General features: G+C 39.9%; 19 protein-coding genes. 5 read left to right on the top strand and 14 right to left on the bottom strand.

All coding sequences use genetic code 11. The features are described from left to right. Positions 1–147 precede the first annotated feature (147 nt). On the top strand, positions 148–993 hold the full coding sequence (locus tag FY048_RS11195; protein ID WP_446091155.1) for a hypothetical protein: 846 nt from the start codon (positions 148–150) through the stop codon (positions 991–993). A gap of 150 nt (positions 994–1,143) precedes the next feature. Here FY048_RS11195 and FY048_RS11190 read toward each other — a convergent pair whose 3' ends face one another. From FY048_RS11190 to orn, 3 genes are all read right to left on the bottom strand, one after another. Further along, positions 1,144–1,947, bottom strand: a complete 804-nt coding sequence (locus FY048_RS11190; protein ID WP_003654938.1) for an enoyl-ACP reductase FabI — start codon at positions 1,945–1,947, stop codon at positions 1,144–1,146. Positions 1,948–2,084: 137 nt separating this feature from the next. After that, positions 2,085–2,816 (bottom strand): Bax inhibitor-1/YccA family protein, encoded by a 732-nt coding sequence (locus FY048_RS11185; RefSeq protein WP_446091154.1) that lies wholly within the window; start codon positions 2,814–2,816, stop codon positions 2,085–2,087. A 155-nt stretch (positions 2,817–2,971) separates the two neighbouring features. Next, on the bottom strand, positions 2,972–3,538 hold the full coding sequence (orn, locus tag FY048_RS11180; protein ID WP_004794671.1) for an oligoribonuclease: 567 nt from the start codon (positions 3,536–3,538) through the stop codon (positions 2,972–2,974). 124 nt (positions 3,539–3,662) lie between these two features. Between orn and rsgA the strand changes: the two genes are divergently transcribed. From rsgA to secB, 4 genes are all read left to right on the top strand, one after another. Then, positions 3,663–4,724, top strand: coding sequence for a ribosome small subunit-dependent GTPase A (gene rsgA / locus FY048_RS11175; protein ID WP_202742625.1), 1,062 nt, complete (start codon positions 3,663–3,665; stop codon positions 4,722–4,724). 99 nt (positions 4,725–4,823) lie between these two features. After that, complete coding sequence (locus tag FY048_RS11170) at positions 4,824–5,240, top strand: rhodanese-like domain-containing protein (RefSeq protein WP_133975422.1); 417 nt, start codon at positions 4,824–4,826, stop codon at positions 5,238–5,240. Positions 5,241–5,251: 11 nt separating this feature from the next. Then, positions 5,252–5,509 carry a glutaredoxin 3 gene (gene grxC, locus FY048_RS11165; protein WP_009390671.1) on the top strand — a complete coding sequence of 86 codons (258 nt, stop codon included), beginning with the start codon at positions 5,252–5,254 and terminating at the stop codon, positions 5,507–5,509. 27 nt (positions 5,510–5,536) lie between these two features. Next, positions 5,537–5,989 carry a protein-export chaperone SecB gene (gene secB / locus FY048_RS11160; protein ID WP_016139275.1) on the top strand — a complete coding sequence of 151 codons (453 nt, stop codon included), beginning with the start codon at positions 5,537–5,539 and terminating at the stop codon, positions 5,987–5,989. 67 nt (positions 5,990–6,056) lie between these two features. Here the strand turns inward: secB and FY048_RS11155 are convergent, their stop codons facing one another. The 11 genes from FY048_RS11155 to FY048_RS11105 are packed head-to-tail and all read right to left on the bottom strand — an operon-like array spanning position 6,057 to position 16,003. Then, positions 6,057–6,713, bottom strand: coding sequence for a 4'-phosphopantetheinyl transferase family protein (locus FY048_RS11155; protein ID WP_446091153.1), 657 nt, complete (start codon positions 6,711–6,713; stop codon positions 6,057–6,059). Positions 6,714–6,737: 24 nt separating this feature from the next. Continuing rightward, positions 6,738–7,172: a hypothetical protein gene (locus FY048_RS11150; RefSeq protein ID WP_004794675.1), complete on the bottom strand. Its 435-nt coding sequence runs from the start codon at positions 7,170–7,172 to the stop codon at positions 6,738–6,740. An 11-nt stretch (positions 7,173–7,183) separates the two neighbouring features. Further along, positions 7,184–8,410: a beta-ketoacyl-ACP synthase gene (locus FY048_RS11145; protein WP_111855463.1), complete on the bottom strand. Its 1,227-nt coding sequence runs from the start codon at positions 8,408–8,410 to the stop codon at positions 7,184–7,186. Next, the gene (locus tag FY048_RS11140; protein WP_016139278.1) at positions 8,410–9,135 is read right to left on the bottom strand and encodes a 3-ketoacyl-ACP reductase FabG2; all 726 of its coding nucleotides are present in this window, start codon (positions 9,133–9,135) and stop codon (positions 8,410–8,412) included. The genes FY048_RS11145 and FY048_RS11140 overlap by 1 nt, the downstream gene beginning before the upstream one ends. A 23-nt stretch (positions 9,136–9,158) precedes the next feature. After that, entirely contained in the window at positions 9,159–9,584 is a 426-nt protein-coding gene (locus FY048_RS11135; RefSeq protein WP_016139279.1) for an ApeP family dehydratase, read from the bottom strand. Continuing rightward, positions 9,584–10,786, bottom strand: coding sequence for a beta-ketoacyl-[acyl-carrier-protein] synthase family protein (locus FY048_RS11130; RefSeq protein WP_446091152.1), 1,203 nt, complete (start codon positions 10,784–10,786; stop codon positions 9,584–9,586). Before FY048_RS11130 ends, FY048_RS11135 begins: the two co-directional genes overlap by 1 nt. Further along, complete coding sequence (locus FY048_RS11125) at positions 10,783–11,328, bottom strand: DUF3261 domain-containing protein (protein ID WP_446091151.1); 546 nt, start codon at positions 11,326–11,328, stop codon at positions 10,783–10,785. Before FY048_RS11125 ends, FY048_RS11130 begins: the two co-directional genes overlap by 4 nt. Before the next feature lie 2 nt (positions 11,329–11,330). Then, positions 11,331–12,626, bottom strand: coding sequence for an NAD(P)/FAD-dependent oxidoreductase (locus FY048_RS11120; protein ID WP_446091150.1), 1,296 nt, complete (start codon positions 12,624–12,626; stop codon positions 11,331–11,333). Between the two features lie 29 nt (positions 12,627–12,655). Next, complete coding sequence (locus FY048_RS11115; RefSeq protein WP_446091149.1) at positions 12,656–14,971, bottom strand: MMPL family transporter; 2,316 nt, start codon at positions 14,969–14,971, stop codon at positions 12,656–12,658. After that, complete coding sequence (locus FY048_RS11110; RefSeq protein ID WP_446091148.1) at positions 14,946–15,575, bottom strand: LolA family protein; 630 nt, start codon at positions 15,573–15,575, stop codon at positions 14,946–14,948. The genes FY048_RS11115 and FY048_RS11110 overlap by 26 nt, the downstream gene beginning before the upstream one ends. Continuing rightward, entirely contained in the window at positions 15,575–16,003 is a 429-nt protein-coding gene (locus FY048_RS11105) for an acyl-CoA thioesterase (protein WP_000542808.1), read from the bottom strand. The genes FY048_RS11110 and FY048_RS11105 overlap by 1 nt, the downstream gene beginning before the upstream one ends. Between the last annotated feature and the right edge of the window lie 3 nt (positions 16,004–16,006).

Here is a 16,006-nt window from a genome sequence, read left to right as displayed (position 1 = left end):
TATTTCTGTTTTATATTCTGAGAAAAATAAACTATAAAATACAATTTTTTATATAATATGCCTGCCGTATAATTATAGTTAGCAACCATATACCTAAGACTGTACATGTTCCTAAACAAATACAAATATAGATAGAGAAGTTCTTTCATGTTTCCACAATCGCTAAAAATTATGTCATGTGGACTTATAACCACAGCAGTAACTGTTTTACTTAGCGCTATACTAGGGTTTAAATTCTTTACAATCAGCATTGGTATTTTCTTACCAATTGGTGCCGTCATTACTGGAATAGTAGCCGCATCTGGCTTTTATTTTGGTAGTATCTACTTCAATAAAAGACCAGAAGTAACTTTACTTCTTCAAATGGTTATTTTTACTGCGATTGCACAAATATCAATCTATTTTTTAGAATACAGTCTTGCCATCTTTGAGAACGGCGAAAAAGTAAGTAATTTTATACCATTCAAACAGTATATGAGCTTCATTCTAACAAACTCGACTTATAGCCTTGGAACTGGTGCAAGAGAAACCGACCTTGGAACAATGGGAGATTTTGGTTATTTAATAGCAGTAATTCAATTTATTGGTTTTATGCTAGGAGGAGCATGCATCTATCTTATTCTTAGAGCAAAGAGCTTCTGCGAGGAATGCAATAAATATTACAAAAAGGTAGCCACTATAAATAAATATTTTAAAACCCATGAGGAACTGATCAATTATCAAAATAGTCTTGCCACTAGTCCCATTGGCTCTGCGGAATACTTTGCGGCAATAAGCTACGATTGCCAACTAAATGCAAGATCGAAGTACCTTTTCCACCATAAATCCATATTACATGCATGTCCACAATGCAAAAATCAAATTCTCGAAGAGAAAACATATCAAATGGATAAAAAAAACATGCCTGTTGCTATTGATGGCTTATCTAGGAAAGTACAAGTTCAAAAAGACATTCCTCTTATAGATCTATTCATAAAATATAAGAAAAATTAATGCCCTCCTTGCTACCAATCAATATAGCAATTAACAAGCCATTCAAAATGAATATTTTAATTCTAACGTTATAATTTTAAAACCGTTAACCTCTTAAAAAAACAAAGCCGCTATAAAAGCGGCTTTGTTATATAAATTAGATAAATCTAATTATTCATCATCCATCATAGATTGGCTCATACCTACAGTATTAAAACCAGCATCTACATATAGAATTTCACCAGTAATACCTGAAGCCCATGGAGAGCAAAGGAATAATGCTGCATTACCCACTTCGTCAATGGTCACATTGCGTTTTAACGGAGCAACTTTTTCATTCGCATCTAACATCTTACGGAAAGATTTGATACCAGAAGCAGCCAATGTACGAATTGGACCTGCAGAAATCGCATTCACACGAATACCATCAACACCCAAACTTGATGCTAAGTAGCGAACACCAGCTTCTAAAGAAGCTTTTGCCATGCCCATAACGTTATAGTTAGGCATTACACGTTCAGAACCTTGATAAGTCAAAGTCAATAAACAGCCTTGGCGAGCTTGTAATAATGGTTTTGCAGCACGGGCCATCGCAATAAAGCTGTATGCGCTGATGTCATGAGCAACTTTAAAACCGTCACGGTCAGTCACGTCAGTAAAGTCACCATCAAGCGTATGTGCAGGAGCAAAGCCAATAGAGTGAACTACACCATCAAGACCGTCCCAATGTTTTGCAAGTTCTGCAAATGCATTGTCAATTTCACTATCAACTGCTACATCACATGGAAACACAAGCTTAGAACCGAATTGCTCAGCAAATTCATCCACACGTTTTTTTAATTTTTCGTTTGGATAAGTAAACGCAAGCTCTGCACCTTCACGGTGTAATGCTTGGGCAATACCAAAAGCAATTGATAATTTACTAGCAACGCCTGCAATCAAAAAGCGTTTACCTGCTAAAAGTCCTTGTGTCATGCCGATCTCACTCAAAACAATTTCAAGCATAATGCCAATATTCAACGTTTTTCGAAATTGCATAATGCATCTTTTTTCAAAAATCGCACGAAAAAAAATCGCTCCTCATAAGGAGCGACTTCTAGATGAATATAATCTTAGTCGTCAGATAACAAACCAATCAAACGTAAAAAAGAGATATACATCCACACTAAAGTTGAGAGTAACGCAATTCCACACAGCCACTCCATAACCTTTGGAGCACCGTAAGCTGCGTTGGTTTCAATTAAATCAAAATCTAAAATCAGGTTAAGTGATGCAATCACAGCAATAAATGCAGCAAAGCCAATGCCTAACCAGTTACTTTCAAAAATATAAGGAATGCTTGAACCAAACGCTAAACGCATGATCATCTGCACAATAAATACAAGAAAAATAGCCAAAGACGCAGAAATCACGACTGACTTAAATTTTTCAGTTGCACGTACAATCTTGAATTTATAGAGACCAAACATGACTAATGTTGTCACGAAAGTGGCAAGTAAGGCCTGTAACGGCACACCTGGGTATTTCATTTGAAAAGTAAAAGAAATACCACCTAAAAATGCGCCTTCAAAAAGTGCATAAGGAATTGCCAAGGTCGGTGCAGTGGTTGGTTTAAATGTGGCAATCAAAGCCAAAACCAATCCACCAATTGCGCCAACAATTGAAGCGGCGTAAGCAATACCAACATTTGCAGTAAAAGCTGCGTATAAAAATAAAGCAATGCCCACAGTCGCTGCAATGACTGTCAGCATAATAGATTTTTGAATCGCACCTTGCACAGTCATCGGCTGACTATAGTCACTGACCGTTTCAACACGGGTCAGTATCGGGTTATTACTTTGCATAAATGCTCTCTTTTTATAATAAAAAATTTAAAACATCATTTTAAGCAAAATGAATATGAAAGCCAAATCAAGCGATTGGCATTATTGTAACAATCCCCTTTAAACAATAAAAAAGGAAGCAATAGCCTCCCTTTCATATCACTCGGGCAAAATTATTAATCTTTACCATCAGTATTCATGATAAAGAAATATTCACGGTAGTATTTCAACTCAGAAATCGAGTCACGAATATCATCCATTGCCAAATGCGATGCATTCTTTTTCAGACCACTCATGATTTCAGGGCGCCAGCGTTTTGAGAGTTCTTTTACCGTAGATACATCAAGATTACGATAGTGGAAATACTGCTCTAGTTCAGGCATAAGACGATGTAAGAAACGGCGATCCTGACAGATCGAGTTACCGCACATCGGTGAAACTTTTGGATTAACCCATTTTTTTAGGAATTCTAAAGTCTGTAACTCAGCATCACGAGCGGTTAATTTGCTGCGACGAACTCGTTCAACCAACCCAGATTGCCCATGTTGGCGAGTATTCCATTCATCCATTGCATTTAAAATACGGTCAGGCTGATGAACGGCTAAAACCGGACCTTCGGCAAGTACATTTAAATGATCATCTGTAATAATTGTTGCGATTTCAATAATTTGGTCATTATCGGTATCTAAACCGGTCATTTCCAGATCAATCCAAATTAATCGTGTATTTAAAGTACTGCTCATGTATGTACGTTCTAAATGCCGTAAAAACATCAATAGTAGCAAATTTCTTGCATCTGCGCTGTAATTCTATAGCCGCTTCATGCTATTTTTGCCATCTTCAAACAGTGGTTTTTTTGGGATATGAATGGCTTTAATTCGTAAGCGTCGTTTAACTGAACAACAGCAACGTCGTATTGAAAAACAGCACAAAACTCGCCAAGAAGAGGCAGATACTTCACAAGATCTGGACGGACTCGTTGTACAACATTATGGCCGCCAACTCGAAGTACAGGCACTCTCCGTACCTGAGCATCACCCAGAAAAACCTCAAGTTGCCGAAGGAGAGCCAGAACCCTTCTGGAAACCCATCGAACTCAAAAGTGTATGGCGCTGTCATACTCGAACTAACCTTGAGTTACTGGTGACTGGTGACCGAGTTAAATGGCAGGCTGACCCAAATACTGGTTTAGGTATTATTACTGCCATTCATCCACGCAATTCATTACTTACCCGTCCAGACCGTTATCACAAGGTTAAACCAGTTGCAGCAAATATCAGTTTGATTGTAATTGTATTTTCTCCCCTTCCTGAACCAGCTCCGACATTAATCGATCGTTATTTAGTAGCTTGCGCAGACGCTAACATTCCGGCACTTTTAGTCTTAAATAAATCAGATTTACTCACTGAAAATGACCCAATTCTTACGCTATTAGAAGAATATAAAACTTTGGGTTATGAGGTGATGATTTGTCAGTCTAAGAAGGGAGATATTTCTGTTTTATCTGAACGTTTAGATGGTGAAACAGTAGCTTTCGTTGGCCAATCGGGTGTAGGAAAAAGTTCTCTAATTAACGTGCTCATTCCAGATGCAGAGCAAAAAACAAATATTATTTCTGAAAACTCTGCACTCGGTCAGCACACAACAACCTCTACACGTTTAATGAATTTCGGTAAAAATGGTGCGTTAATCGACTCGCCGGGAATTCGTGAATTTGGGCTTTGGCATCTTGATTTAGAAAAAATTCGTATGGGCTTTCCAGAAATTGAAGCACATTTGGGTTCTTGCCAATTCCGTAACTGTACCCATACTCATGAAAAGAACTGTGGATTAAAACGCGCTGTAGAATCTGGTGAAATTTTACCACGGCGCCTAGATAGCTTTTTGCGTTTAAATGATGAGATTCAAGAAGCACAGCAAAAAAACTAATTTTCTGTCCGCTTTACCCTTGAAGTGGTGATTTTGATCACCATCTATATACGCTATACTCTAGGTCAATTTTGTTTTTAATTTTTTTTTAGGTGACTTGTGGAACGCTGGTTAGAGTTTATGGGGAATCACCCCATTTTGTTTGGTACGCTCGGAGTCTTGGTCGTGTTGTTCTTCATTTTTGAAGGTCAACGTAACGGTCGTAAAATTTCACCACAGTCGCTTGGTATTTTAGTGAAAGCGAAAAATGCCATACTAATCGATTTACGCGATAGTAAAGACTTCCGTGAAGGTCATATTAGTGGCAGCCGCAATATTCCTTTCAGCCAAATTGCAAGTCATGCTGAAGAATTAAAAGCAAGTGAGCGTCCATTGGTATTTATTTGCAACCTCGGACAAGTTGCTGGTAGTGCTTTGCAAAAAGTTGCTCACCATGACAGCTATCGTCTTGATGGTGGTATTAGTAACTGGAAAGCACAAGGCTTACCTCTTGTAAAAAGCAAACCAAAAGCTTAAGGAGAATTATTATGGCTGCAAATGTCATTGTTTACTCAACTTCTGTATGCCCGTATTGCGTTCGTGCTAAACAGTTACTTGAGCGTAAAGGTATTGCTTACAAAGAAGTGAATCTTTCTGTTGAAGCACCGGAAGTACGTGTTGAGTTAATGCAACGTACTAATCACCGTACTGTCCCACAAATTTTTATTAACGATCAGTTTATTGGCGGTTTTGACCAACTTTACGCTTTAGAGCGTGAAGGTAAACTTGACGAATTATTGGCTTAACATCGCATCCATATTAAGGAAAAAACAATGAGCGAAGAACAACAAGTTCAACCACAATTAGCTTTAGAGCGTATTTATACAAAAGATATTTCTTTTGAGGTTCCTGGGGCGCAGGTTTTTACTAAACAATGGCAACCTGAACTCAATATCAATCTTTCTTCTGCTGCAGAAAAAATTGATCCAACTCATTTTGAAGTTTCTTTAAAAGTTGTGGTACAAGCCGATAACGACAACGAAACAGCGTTCATTGTAGATATTACTCAATCAGGTATTTTCTTGATTGATAACGTTGAAGAAGATCGCTTACCGTATATTTTAGGCGCTTATTGCCCAAATATTTTGTTCCCGTTCTTACGTGAAGCGGTAAATGATTTAGTGACTAAAGGTAGCTTCCCACAGTTACTTCTTACTCCAATCAACTTTGATGCAGAGTTCGAAGCGAATATGCAACGTGCTCAAGCTGTTGAAGGTCAAGCTTAATTTTTTAGCTTGCTCTAAACTAAAAAACCGCGTAATTCGCGGTTTTTTTATGTCTGCTATTCGCTTATTAAGTATCAAGTGAATGAAGCTGAATAGTTGGAAACTGAAAACCACGGCAAGATAATTCTGAGCGCCATGCCACTGTTAAAATCATATTACCCATAACGAAGTTTTGATAAGCAAATGTCCCGATAAGTTGATGAGAACATATTCCGCCACGGTCTGTAGGATGTGCTTGGGTATTTAAAGTATTTAAATCTAGGCGGATGCCGAGACCTGAAGCTTTTAGAACAGCCTCTTTAGTTGTCCAGACTTTAAACCAGTATTCTCTATCTTGTTCTAAGCTTAGCCACGTTTCATATTCATCAGGATGAAATGCATGCTGAGCTAGAGCTTCCAAACGTACTTTACGATCTAGGTCTTCAACGTCTACGCCTATATCTTTAACCTGCTGACTCATCGCCAAAGCATAATATTGTTGGCTATGAGAATGATTAAAATCTAAATCGTGATTCAATAAATATGGCTTACCATGCTCATGCTTTGCAAACTCCAAATCCGTTATTGTAATTTGTAATTTCTGTGCTATCAGCTCATTTCTAATATTATGTATTTGCTGTTTTTTATAATGATTAAATGTGCGAAAGTCTGGGAAATCTTGTTTAGATTTTAAAAGAAGCTGAGATAATGCCTGTGTGTAGACTTCAATATTACGTTTAGACATTATCCCGACCTTATTTAAAATTAATTAGAATTTAACCACGTCGCCTTTTAAGGTAACACCCGCCATCATGGCACCTTTATAGCAATCGTAAGTCGTCGTACTTGTAGTTTCATTAGCTTTAAAATAGCTCACAATGTTGGTAACAGCGTTTGCACCTTGTGCTTTAGCATTGTTTTGCATTTGAATGAGTGCTGAACGTAAAACCCAGTCACAAGACGTTGCTGCTGACTTACCAAAACCATTGGTTTTTTTATTGGTTACCGCATCTTTTTGAATAATTTTACCGCCAGACTTTGTACCCTTTAAATAAAACTTTACTGAACCATCTAAAGTTCCATCTGCAACTGCACGGTCTACAGCTTCTTTAAAATTTAACTGATGTACTTCATCTCCAGCCTGAACAGTGGCAGTAAAACCCGCACTTAGCATTGCTACGAATAAAAGTTTTTTATTTAACATTGTTGTGTTCCTTATTGTTTAACACGTTTAAAAATAAGCGAAGTATTAATTCCACCAAAAGCAAAGTTATTGCTCATAATAATGTCAGCATCCAAAGTTCTCGGTTGCTGAACGATATAATCGAGATCACCGCACAATGGGTCGATTTCATCTAGGTTTAAAGTTGGAATAAAGCGGCCACGATTCATCATTTCAATGCTCAGCCAAGCTTCAATAGCTCCACACGCCCCTAGCGTATGTCCAAAATAGCTTTTTAAAGAGCTGATCGGCTTACGTCCCAAAACTGTTGCTGTCGCCTGACTTTCAGCCACATCACCCTGATCAGTTGAGGTGCCGTGCGCATTCACATAAGCGATGTCTTTAGCTTCTACAGATGCATCTTTAAGTGCCAATTGCATACAGCGCCCCATCATCTCGGCGTCTGGTTTTGTTACATGTTGACCATCGGTATTGCTACCGTAGCCAATCACCTCTGCATAGATATGAGCACCTCGAGCTTTGGCATGTTCGTATTCTTCTAAAATTAAACAACCTGCCCCTTCACCAATCACCAACCCATCTCGCTTAGCATCAAATGGACGTGGTGTTTTTTCTGGTTGGTCATTCATGCCACTGGTCGCAAACAATACATCAAAAACTGCTGCACCTGCTGCACTGAGTTCCTCAGCGCCACCTGCAATCATGACCTGTTGTTTACCATATTTAATGGCTTCATAGGCTTGCCCAATGGCCATAGAGCCAGAAGTACATGCACTTGAGGTCGGTAAAGTTAAGCCTTTTAGACCAAAATATACGGTCATATTCACCGCACTTGTGTGAGCCATCATACGAATATAAGTGGTTGCATTGATCTTACTCATGCTCTGATGAAGCAACATGCTAGCAAACTCACCCACGGCCTCTACGCTACCCGCAGAAGAACCAAAAGCAACACCTGCTTCGCCACTAGACAAAATTTCATGCCCAAGTAAACCAGCATTTTGTAAAGCAGTTTCGGCACAAACCACAGACATGAGCGCAACGCGTCCCATACCACGGGTAACCTTACGGTTAAAATGTTTTGGAACATGGAATGTTTCAACAGGACCAGCAAGCTTAGTCCGAAGATCAACATATTGCTCCCACTCTGGCATGTAACGAATACCGCTTTTGGCAGCGTCAAATCGCGCAAAGATCTCATCGGAGGTTTCACCTAAAGAGGTAATTCCTGCCATTCCCGTTACAACCACACGTTTCATTAGATGAGTCCCCCATTCACAGAGATAACCTGTCGGGTTATATAAGAGGCTTCGTCTGAACATAAGAATTTTACTACGCTCGCCACTTCATCGACCTGTCCCATGCGTTGCAACGGAATCATTTTAAGCGCATGTTCTTTAACTTCATCGGTGACCATTTCAGTTTCAATCAGTCCAGGGGCTACACAGTTCACAGTAATTTTTCGCTTCGCCAATTCAAGTGCCAAAGCCTTGGTCGCACCAATCAGACCTGCTTTTGCAGCACTATAGTTAACCTGACCACGATTACCCATAATTCCAGAAACCGAAGATAAGGTGACGATACGGCCACCTTTACGCAAATGAATCATTGGCATAACTAATGGTTTTAATACGTTATAAAAACCGTCTAGAGAAGTCGAAATGACTTCATCCCAATCTTGATCAGTTAATGCTGGAAAAGCACCATCATGAGTAAGACCTGCATTGAGTACAACACCATAGAATCCGCCGTGCTGTTCTACATCTTGTTCCAAAATCTGTTGAACAGTTTGGCGTTCATTTACATCAAACATTAAATAATGACTATTTTGTCCTAACGCTTGAATCTCTTGTACGACTTGCTCAGCCTCTGCCTGACGCGAACGTGCATGCACAGTTACATCAAAACCAGCCTTTGCAAGTTGTAACGCAATTGCTTTCCCAATTCCTCGACTTGAACCTGTTACTAAAATTCGTCTTGTCACAATGTATTCCTAATTCTTTGTGGTTATTTAAATGGTGTTTCTGTTGGCTCAAATACACTTAACGTTGCCTGAATGCAGTGTTCAGCATATTGAATTTCACAGGAAAATTGCCCAAGTCCTTCATGAAAATATTGTTGTTCTATTTGAATGATCAATCGAGAACCCAAGGCGAAATAAGGGATCGGTAAATTTAACTTACGCGTTCCCAATAAAAAACCGACTTTTGGCGCTTGTTTTGACTGCTGACCTTGCCAGCCTGAATAAGCACTAATCGTTTGTGCCATAATTTCAATGCTTGCCCATGTCGGCAAACCTTCTGCTTCACAAAACATCAGCTCTGGCGTAATCGTGAGTTCTGCTTGCGCTCGCCCTTCTTCAACCTCGGTTAAATGATCAACAAATACCATCGGTTGCTCATGAGGAATATATTGAATTGCATCGAGTTTCATCAGGGCTTCACTCCAAAAACAAGACTAATATTACTTCCCCCAAAAGCGAAAGAATTACTCATGACATAGCGAATGGATTGTTTTAGTTCAGCATCTTGCACATAGTTTTGGTCAGCCAAATCTGGATCAACCTCAACATTTTGATGTACAGGCAACCAACTTTGATCTTTTAAAACTTGCTCACAAATGAAAGCTTCTATGGCACCCGCTGCACCGAGACAATGTCCAGTTTTATGTTTTGTACTACTTAAAGCAACTTGGTAATCACCAAAAACTTGTCGTACAGCCTTAATTTCCATTGCGTCATTTTGTGGAGTTGCTGTTCCGTGCAAGTTGATATAACCCACTTCTTGAGCTGAAATATGAGCCATATCTAATGCACGCTGCATAGCTAAAGCAGCGCCTTTACCTTCAGGATGCGGGGCCGAAATGTGCCATGCATCCATAGATTCACCCGCCCCCATTAACATGACAGGTGCTTGTTCTTTACTCAGTACAAAAAACGCAGCAGCTTCACCGATATTAATACCATCACGGTTTACACCGCAGGGCTGGCAAACATGTTCAGATAAACTTTCTAGGCTATTAAATCCATTTAGGGTCAACTTGCACAAGGTATCGACGCCACCCACCAGCACAACATCTGCTAAGTCTGCGTGAAGTAATCTCTGCCCTGCAGCTAATGCTTTAGCGCTTGAAGAACAAGCTGTTGAAATAGTATAGGCTGGCCCTTTCCATCCTAAGTACTGCTGTAATGCTTTCGCTAAACAGCTCATTTCTTGAAGATAGTGGGATATCGATAGATCCGTTTGCCCTTGAAAATATTGCTTAAGTAATAATTCATTATCTGCAATACCAGAAGTCGATGTGCCAACGACAATGGCCAAACGTTTATTTTCAAAGGATGCCGTATAGGCTTTTAACTCTGTTTCAATTTCAGATAATGCGGTTAATGCAAAACGTAGATTACGTGAATCTACAGACTGTAAAGTATCGGATACTTGCGAACATAATGGATGCGTATATTGCCCTACCCAAACATCACGATCAGCGATTAAATCATTACGCAAAGTTAAGGTTTGCTGCGGCTCTTGTAATGCTTGTTTAATTTGATTAAGTTCGCAGCCTAATGCAGATAAACCAACACTAAATTGTATGCCTACTGCCATTGGAGCTGCATTTGCTGAAGGTAGATGTTTCATGGCGTAGGACTTTCTTCTGTCTGTAAGGTGTTCTCAATCGAACTCAGCGTCATGGTATAAGGGACTTGTTCATTAATCAATTCAATGCTCCCTTGTCCCTGTTTAAGCTGCAACACAGGTTGATTTTCAATATAAACAACCTGCATGTCTGCCTGTTGTTTCATCTCTATAGCTTGCTGCCCTAAATGCGAAAATTGAGGGTATGTTGCAAACAAAAGGTCACGTACTACAAACTCAAAAGGCAATAAACGCATTTGATCAATGCGTTGTTCAACATGAATCCTATGCCCATCAAACTGTAACTTAAATAATTGTTGGCCTGTCAAGCTCAAAGCGACCATATCCAGTACAGCACCCTTTTGCTGTTGATATAACAAGAAGCTAAAACTTTGCTGCTTCCACTGAACTTCAACCTGATCTTGCCGTTGATAAGTCTGAGCCTGCCATAGAGGACTTTGCAGCCCTTTGGCATGTGGCATGACCTGACAACCATTTAAAAATATAAAGCTACTGAGTAATATCGTTGCCCATTTGCGTTGCATGGTTATCCCTCAAGTACCTGTTCTTGCGCCAAGCCTTCACGACAATATTCTGCCAAGGTGCTGAGTCTACGTCTGGCATTTTTATGGATTGGATTTTTTTCATCCCACGCATAACCCGCCAACAGTGAAGAAATCATACGGCGAATACCTTCGTTCTGATTTTGCGAGAACACTACATCTTGAAACTCACCTTCGTACCATGACTCAACATAAGCGCGAAATACCTGAATGCCGCGACGTAATGGTTTTTCATACTCTTCTAACCAGTCGACTTGCTCACCTTGTAAAAATCGTTCAACCAAAGGAATCGCCAAACTTGAAGATTTAAGAGCAATCGTCACACCTGATGAAAAGACTGGATCAAGAAACTCACCCGCATTACCTAATAGCGCATAGTTGCGGTCTGCCAACTGTTTTACATTCGCTGAGTAGCCCACCAAGGTCCGCACTGGTGTATCAAACTTTGCACGGCGCAATACATGTGACAAACTTGGCTCATCAGCTAAAATGCGTTTGAACATTGCCTCAGGCTCATTATCTTCATCATTTTCGACCGTGTATTTGTCAAAAAAGTCTTGTTCTGCAACGATACCAAAAGAAGCCCGTCCATCTGCAAATGGAATCAGCCAATACCATGCACGATGATCTTTTTCATGCACAGTAATTAAAATTTTATTACGGTCAAAATCAGGATCATCGGCAATACCATCTTCAATATGGGTAAACAGCGCACGTCGTACTGGAAAATTTGAAGGACTCTCTAGATCTAATAACTTTGGCAAAATTCGCCCAAAGCCACTCGCATCTAATAAAAACTTAGTTTGAATCTGATAACGCTGTTGTTCTTCATCAATTACTGTAAGTACGGGCTGTTCAGATGCAACATCAACATCTAAGACTTCATGTCCGAAGCGTATGTCTGCACCATAAGTTTGAGCTTGTTTGGCAAGCAAATTGTCAAAATCTGCACGGCGAACCTGCCAAGTAGTCCCCGGCCCATCCGTAAATTTTTCAGTAAAGTTATAAAAACTATGTTGTTTACCACGTAAAAAAGCGGCCCCATTTTTAAATTGAAAAGCATATTGCTCGACATGCTCACGGACTGTTTCTAATAAACCAGCTTCTTCTAAAAATGCCATAGATTGTGGTAGCAATGACTCACCAATCGAAAAACGAGGAAAATGCTGTTTTTCAATGACCGTAACGGTATAGCCCTTTTTTCGAAGAAGTGCAGCAGCAGAACTACCTGATGGCCCAGCCCCAATAATCACGACATCAATTTTTTCTAAAGTGCTCATAGCACAATTTCCTTTTTAATTTATTCAAATTATGAATGGTCTTGTAAATTTACAATATGTTTTTCATCTGCGGGGGTTAACAAAGTCGCATAGATAAATGAAAAAATAACCCCGAATAAAACCGTTAAACCAAAACAATGAATTGCATATGTATGGCTAAATGAAAGTAATCCAAAGCCGAGTAAGGTCGACATCATACATAAAAATAATGCCATTCCAACTACTTGAGGGTGATCATGTCCATGTCGGTAGAAAATTGCATAATCAACGCCAATCCCAATAATCAGAAAAGTCGCCATAATACTAAACAAGTTAATTTCTACACCTAACCATGCCTGAACAGCAAAAGTGCTCAGTAATGCCAAGCTGACTGGCAGGACCAAAGGCACAATCGAACTTAATCCATAAATAAGCGCCAAACCAACCGCCAAACCAATTAAGGCATAAATCAGAAGATGTTGAGCCTGCACTCGATGTTCAGCAAACATTTGCGACATTTCGCTAATCGGTTGCTGGAAATGTATGTGATCATTCTGAAGCTGCTTTAACACTTCAGGTTGTTTCACTCCTGTCACCATCACTAATCGTTCATTGGCTTGAGGCTGTAAAAAAGCTAAAGGATGATCTTTAAATACAGAAAAATCTAATAACGGTTGTGTTGCCAGTTGCTGTTGCCACTGTAAAACGTCATTAACATTTAGCCCCATGCTTTGTGCATATTGCTGCAAAGTCGCTTTTGGAATATTTCTTAATAGTTGTAGATTATTTTGCTGCTCTGCCAATGGTGGAATCCATTGTCCCAAAGCTTGAAATGCACTGATTTTCCCTTGTGACTGTAACTGTTGCAAATGTCCAATCAGTTGCTGCTCTTGTTGCTGCATTTCATTTGCAGAAGCTGCTCGTACTACAAAATAATCACTACTTTGTTGCTGGCCAAATTGTTCACGAACCGCTTGATCCTGCTGCTTTAAACTCGCGTCCATACCTTGTAAGTTACGAATATCATCGTTACTTTTAAGATAGAAAAGACTCGCCGTACCTACTGCTAAAATGATTGCAAGCAAGCTATAACGTATCTTCGCTCGCTCTTGGAACCATAACCGCGCTTGTCCAATCCAAGATAATGCTTTTATTGCTGGCTGGGCATTGAGTGCAGGTAATCTTGGTAATAGTAGTACACTGCTGATCCACGCTGCGGTTAATCCTACAATTGAAAAGACTGCAATCTGCTTGAACCCAGGAAACGGAGTAAAACTCAAAAAGATGTACGCAACTAATGTGGTCATTAGGCCCATGAACAAGCTTGGCAATAATGGTTTTAAAATCTGGAACCCACCAAGCTGTCTATGCTGCGATTGCATTGCCATAAAATAAAATGAAAAATCGACACAGACACCAATTAGGCTTGCACCAAATACCAATGTCATCAGGTGAATTTCACCAAACACCCAATGGGTGACTGCAAATGCTACAAAGCTGCCAGTCGAAACTGCAATAAACTCGGTCGCCAAAGGTCGCAGTGAGCGAAAGCCGAACCAAACCAGAAAAATTAAGCCCAATGTCGAGCCAACACCAATGGTTGAGATTTCCTGTTTAGCCGATTGCGTCCCAAAATTTGAAAATAAAATAGTTCCAGTCCAATGAGATTTTAATCCCATTGCAGCTAACTTTTGCTTAGTTTGCTCAATCCAAGTAGAGGACTTTTCTTGATAATCAATATTGTATGGGCTTTGCGTCAACTGTAATACGAAAAGCCGAGAAATGCCTTGCTCATGATGAATGGTGGCAAAGCCCTGCTCCATTTCAATATCTTGTTGCGACGGCGTTGCCAACTGCATGGCATAACGGGGGAACAATAAGAGCGGGTCTTGCTTAAGTGACTCAGCAGTGACAGGCATACCTGGACTCATCATTTGCATCAGACTTTGTTCAGTCAGCGCCTCGTAATCCTGCTTTTGCAATAAGGCTTGATCTTGAGCGCTCAACAAACCTGCTCGATGTTGATACAACTGTTTTGCAAAATGATCAAAATCAAGTTGGGGCTTCAACGGTTGCCACAACTGGCTTTGCTTGGCCTGCGCTGTTAAGAAATCGGTGGCGTGTTGTATCGTAGCTTCATCGTTAGCATCTATAACCACAAATACTTTATTGTTGAGTTGCTCATTCATGTACTGCTGAGTACGTGCAAGTTCTGGGTCTTGCTGAACTTTAGGCAATAACGCAAAAATATTGGTTTGAATATGAATATCTTTTTTCAGCCACGTCACGCCTAACCCCACTGCAATGAGCAGCAAAGCAATTAACCAAAGCGCGGTGAACTTATTTTGCCAGTTGGAAAATCGCATGCTCAGCAGCCGTTAGAGTCGTCGGTTGAGAAGTCTGGTGACTAAAGCGAATGGTCGTTAAATTATTCGCTTTCTCGGTAATCACGATTTGGTTGACGTACTGTTGACCTTGAGCATCAACACGCACAAATAACTTTTTAAACAAGCTACTTTTCGGAGTTAAGCTCATGCTCCAACCCGCTGGACTATAATTCGCACTTACCACATTAAAATTCTTTGCCAAAGCCTGTTCATTACCAGACATGAGCTGTAAGAATAAAGTCGCGACCGAACTATATGGCGATTGATCAACTTGTATTTGGCTAAATGTACGCTGAGTTTTCTGTACCAATTTGGTTGGGGTAACGATCAAATCTGCTTGCACAGGTCGTTTGATTTGCCACGCTACACCATAAGATTTTGAGAACAACAAAGAGCCGTTCGATACAAAAGTTCTATTCAACGATGGCAATTTTTTTTGCTGTTCAAAATCAGCACGAACCGTAGGAGACTGGGACAATTGCTGAAAAATTTGAGTGATCTGTGTTGGCGCTGCATAGACCGCGCTTAAACTGCTCATCCAAACAGCAGCACCTAAACCTAAAGTTTTGATGAATTGAGACATCACGCATTCCTCTTCGGTTGAAACTCAGACCATGCATTCAAGCGATCAAATAAAACCTGTGGCGACTGGAAACACATTTCACGGGCTTCAATATTCACCGCTACCTGTGTGGTATAACCTTTGGTTAAACGTTTTCCAGACTCAGCATCAAAAATCAGATAATCAATTTTCAAACGGTTTTCCCATTCTTTTAAAATGGCGCGAACCCGAATCTTTTGTTCAAACTCAATACCGTATGCATAGCGAACATGGCTTTCAATCACAGGCCATGCATAGCCTGATTCTTTCATCTGCATATAGTTGTAATGAAATTGATCGAGCAATTTGCAGCGCGCAATCTCAAAATATTTTAAATAATGACCATGCCAAACCACATTCATGGTATCGACATCATGAAATGGAATTTCAATGATTACATCTGCATGCATTGG

This window comes from Acinetobacter sp. 1124_18A (genome assembly GCF_052824995.1).
Note: the sequence above shows the minus strand (reverse complement) of the source record. Positions and strands in the feature narration are given on the sequence as shown.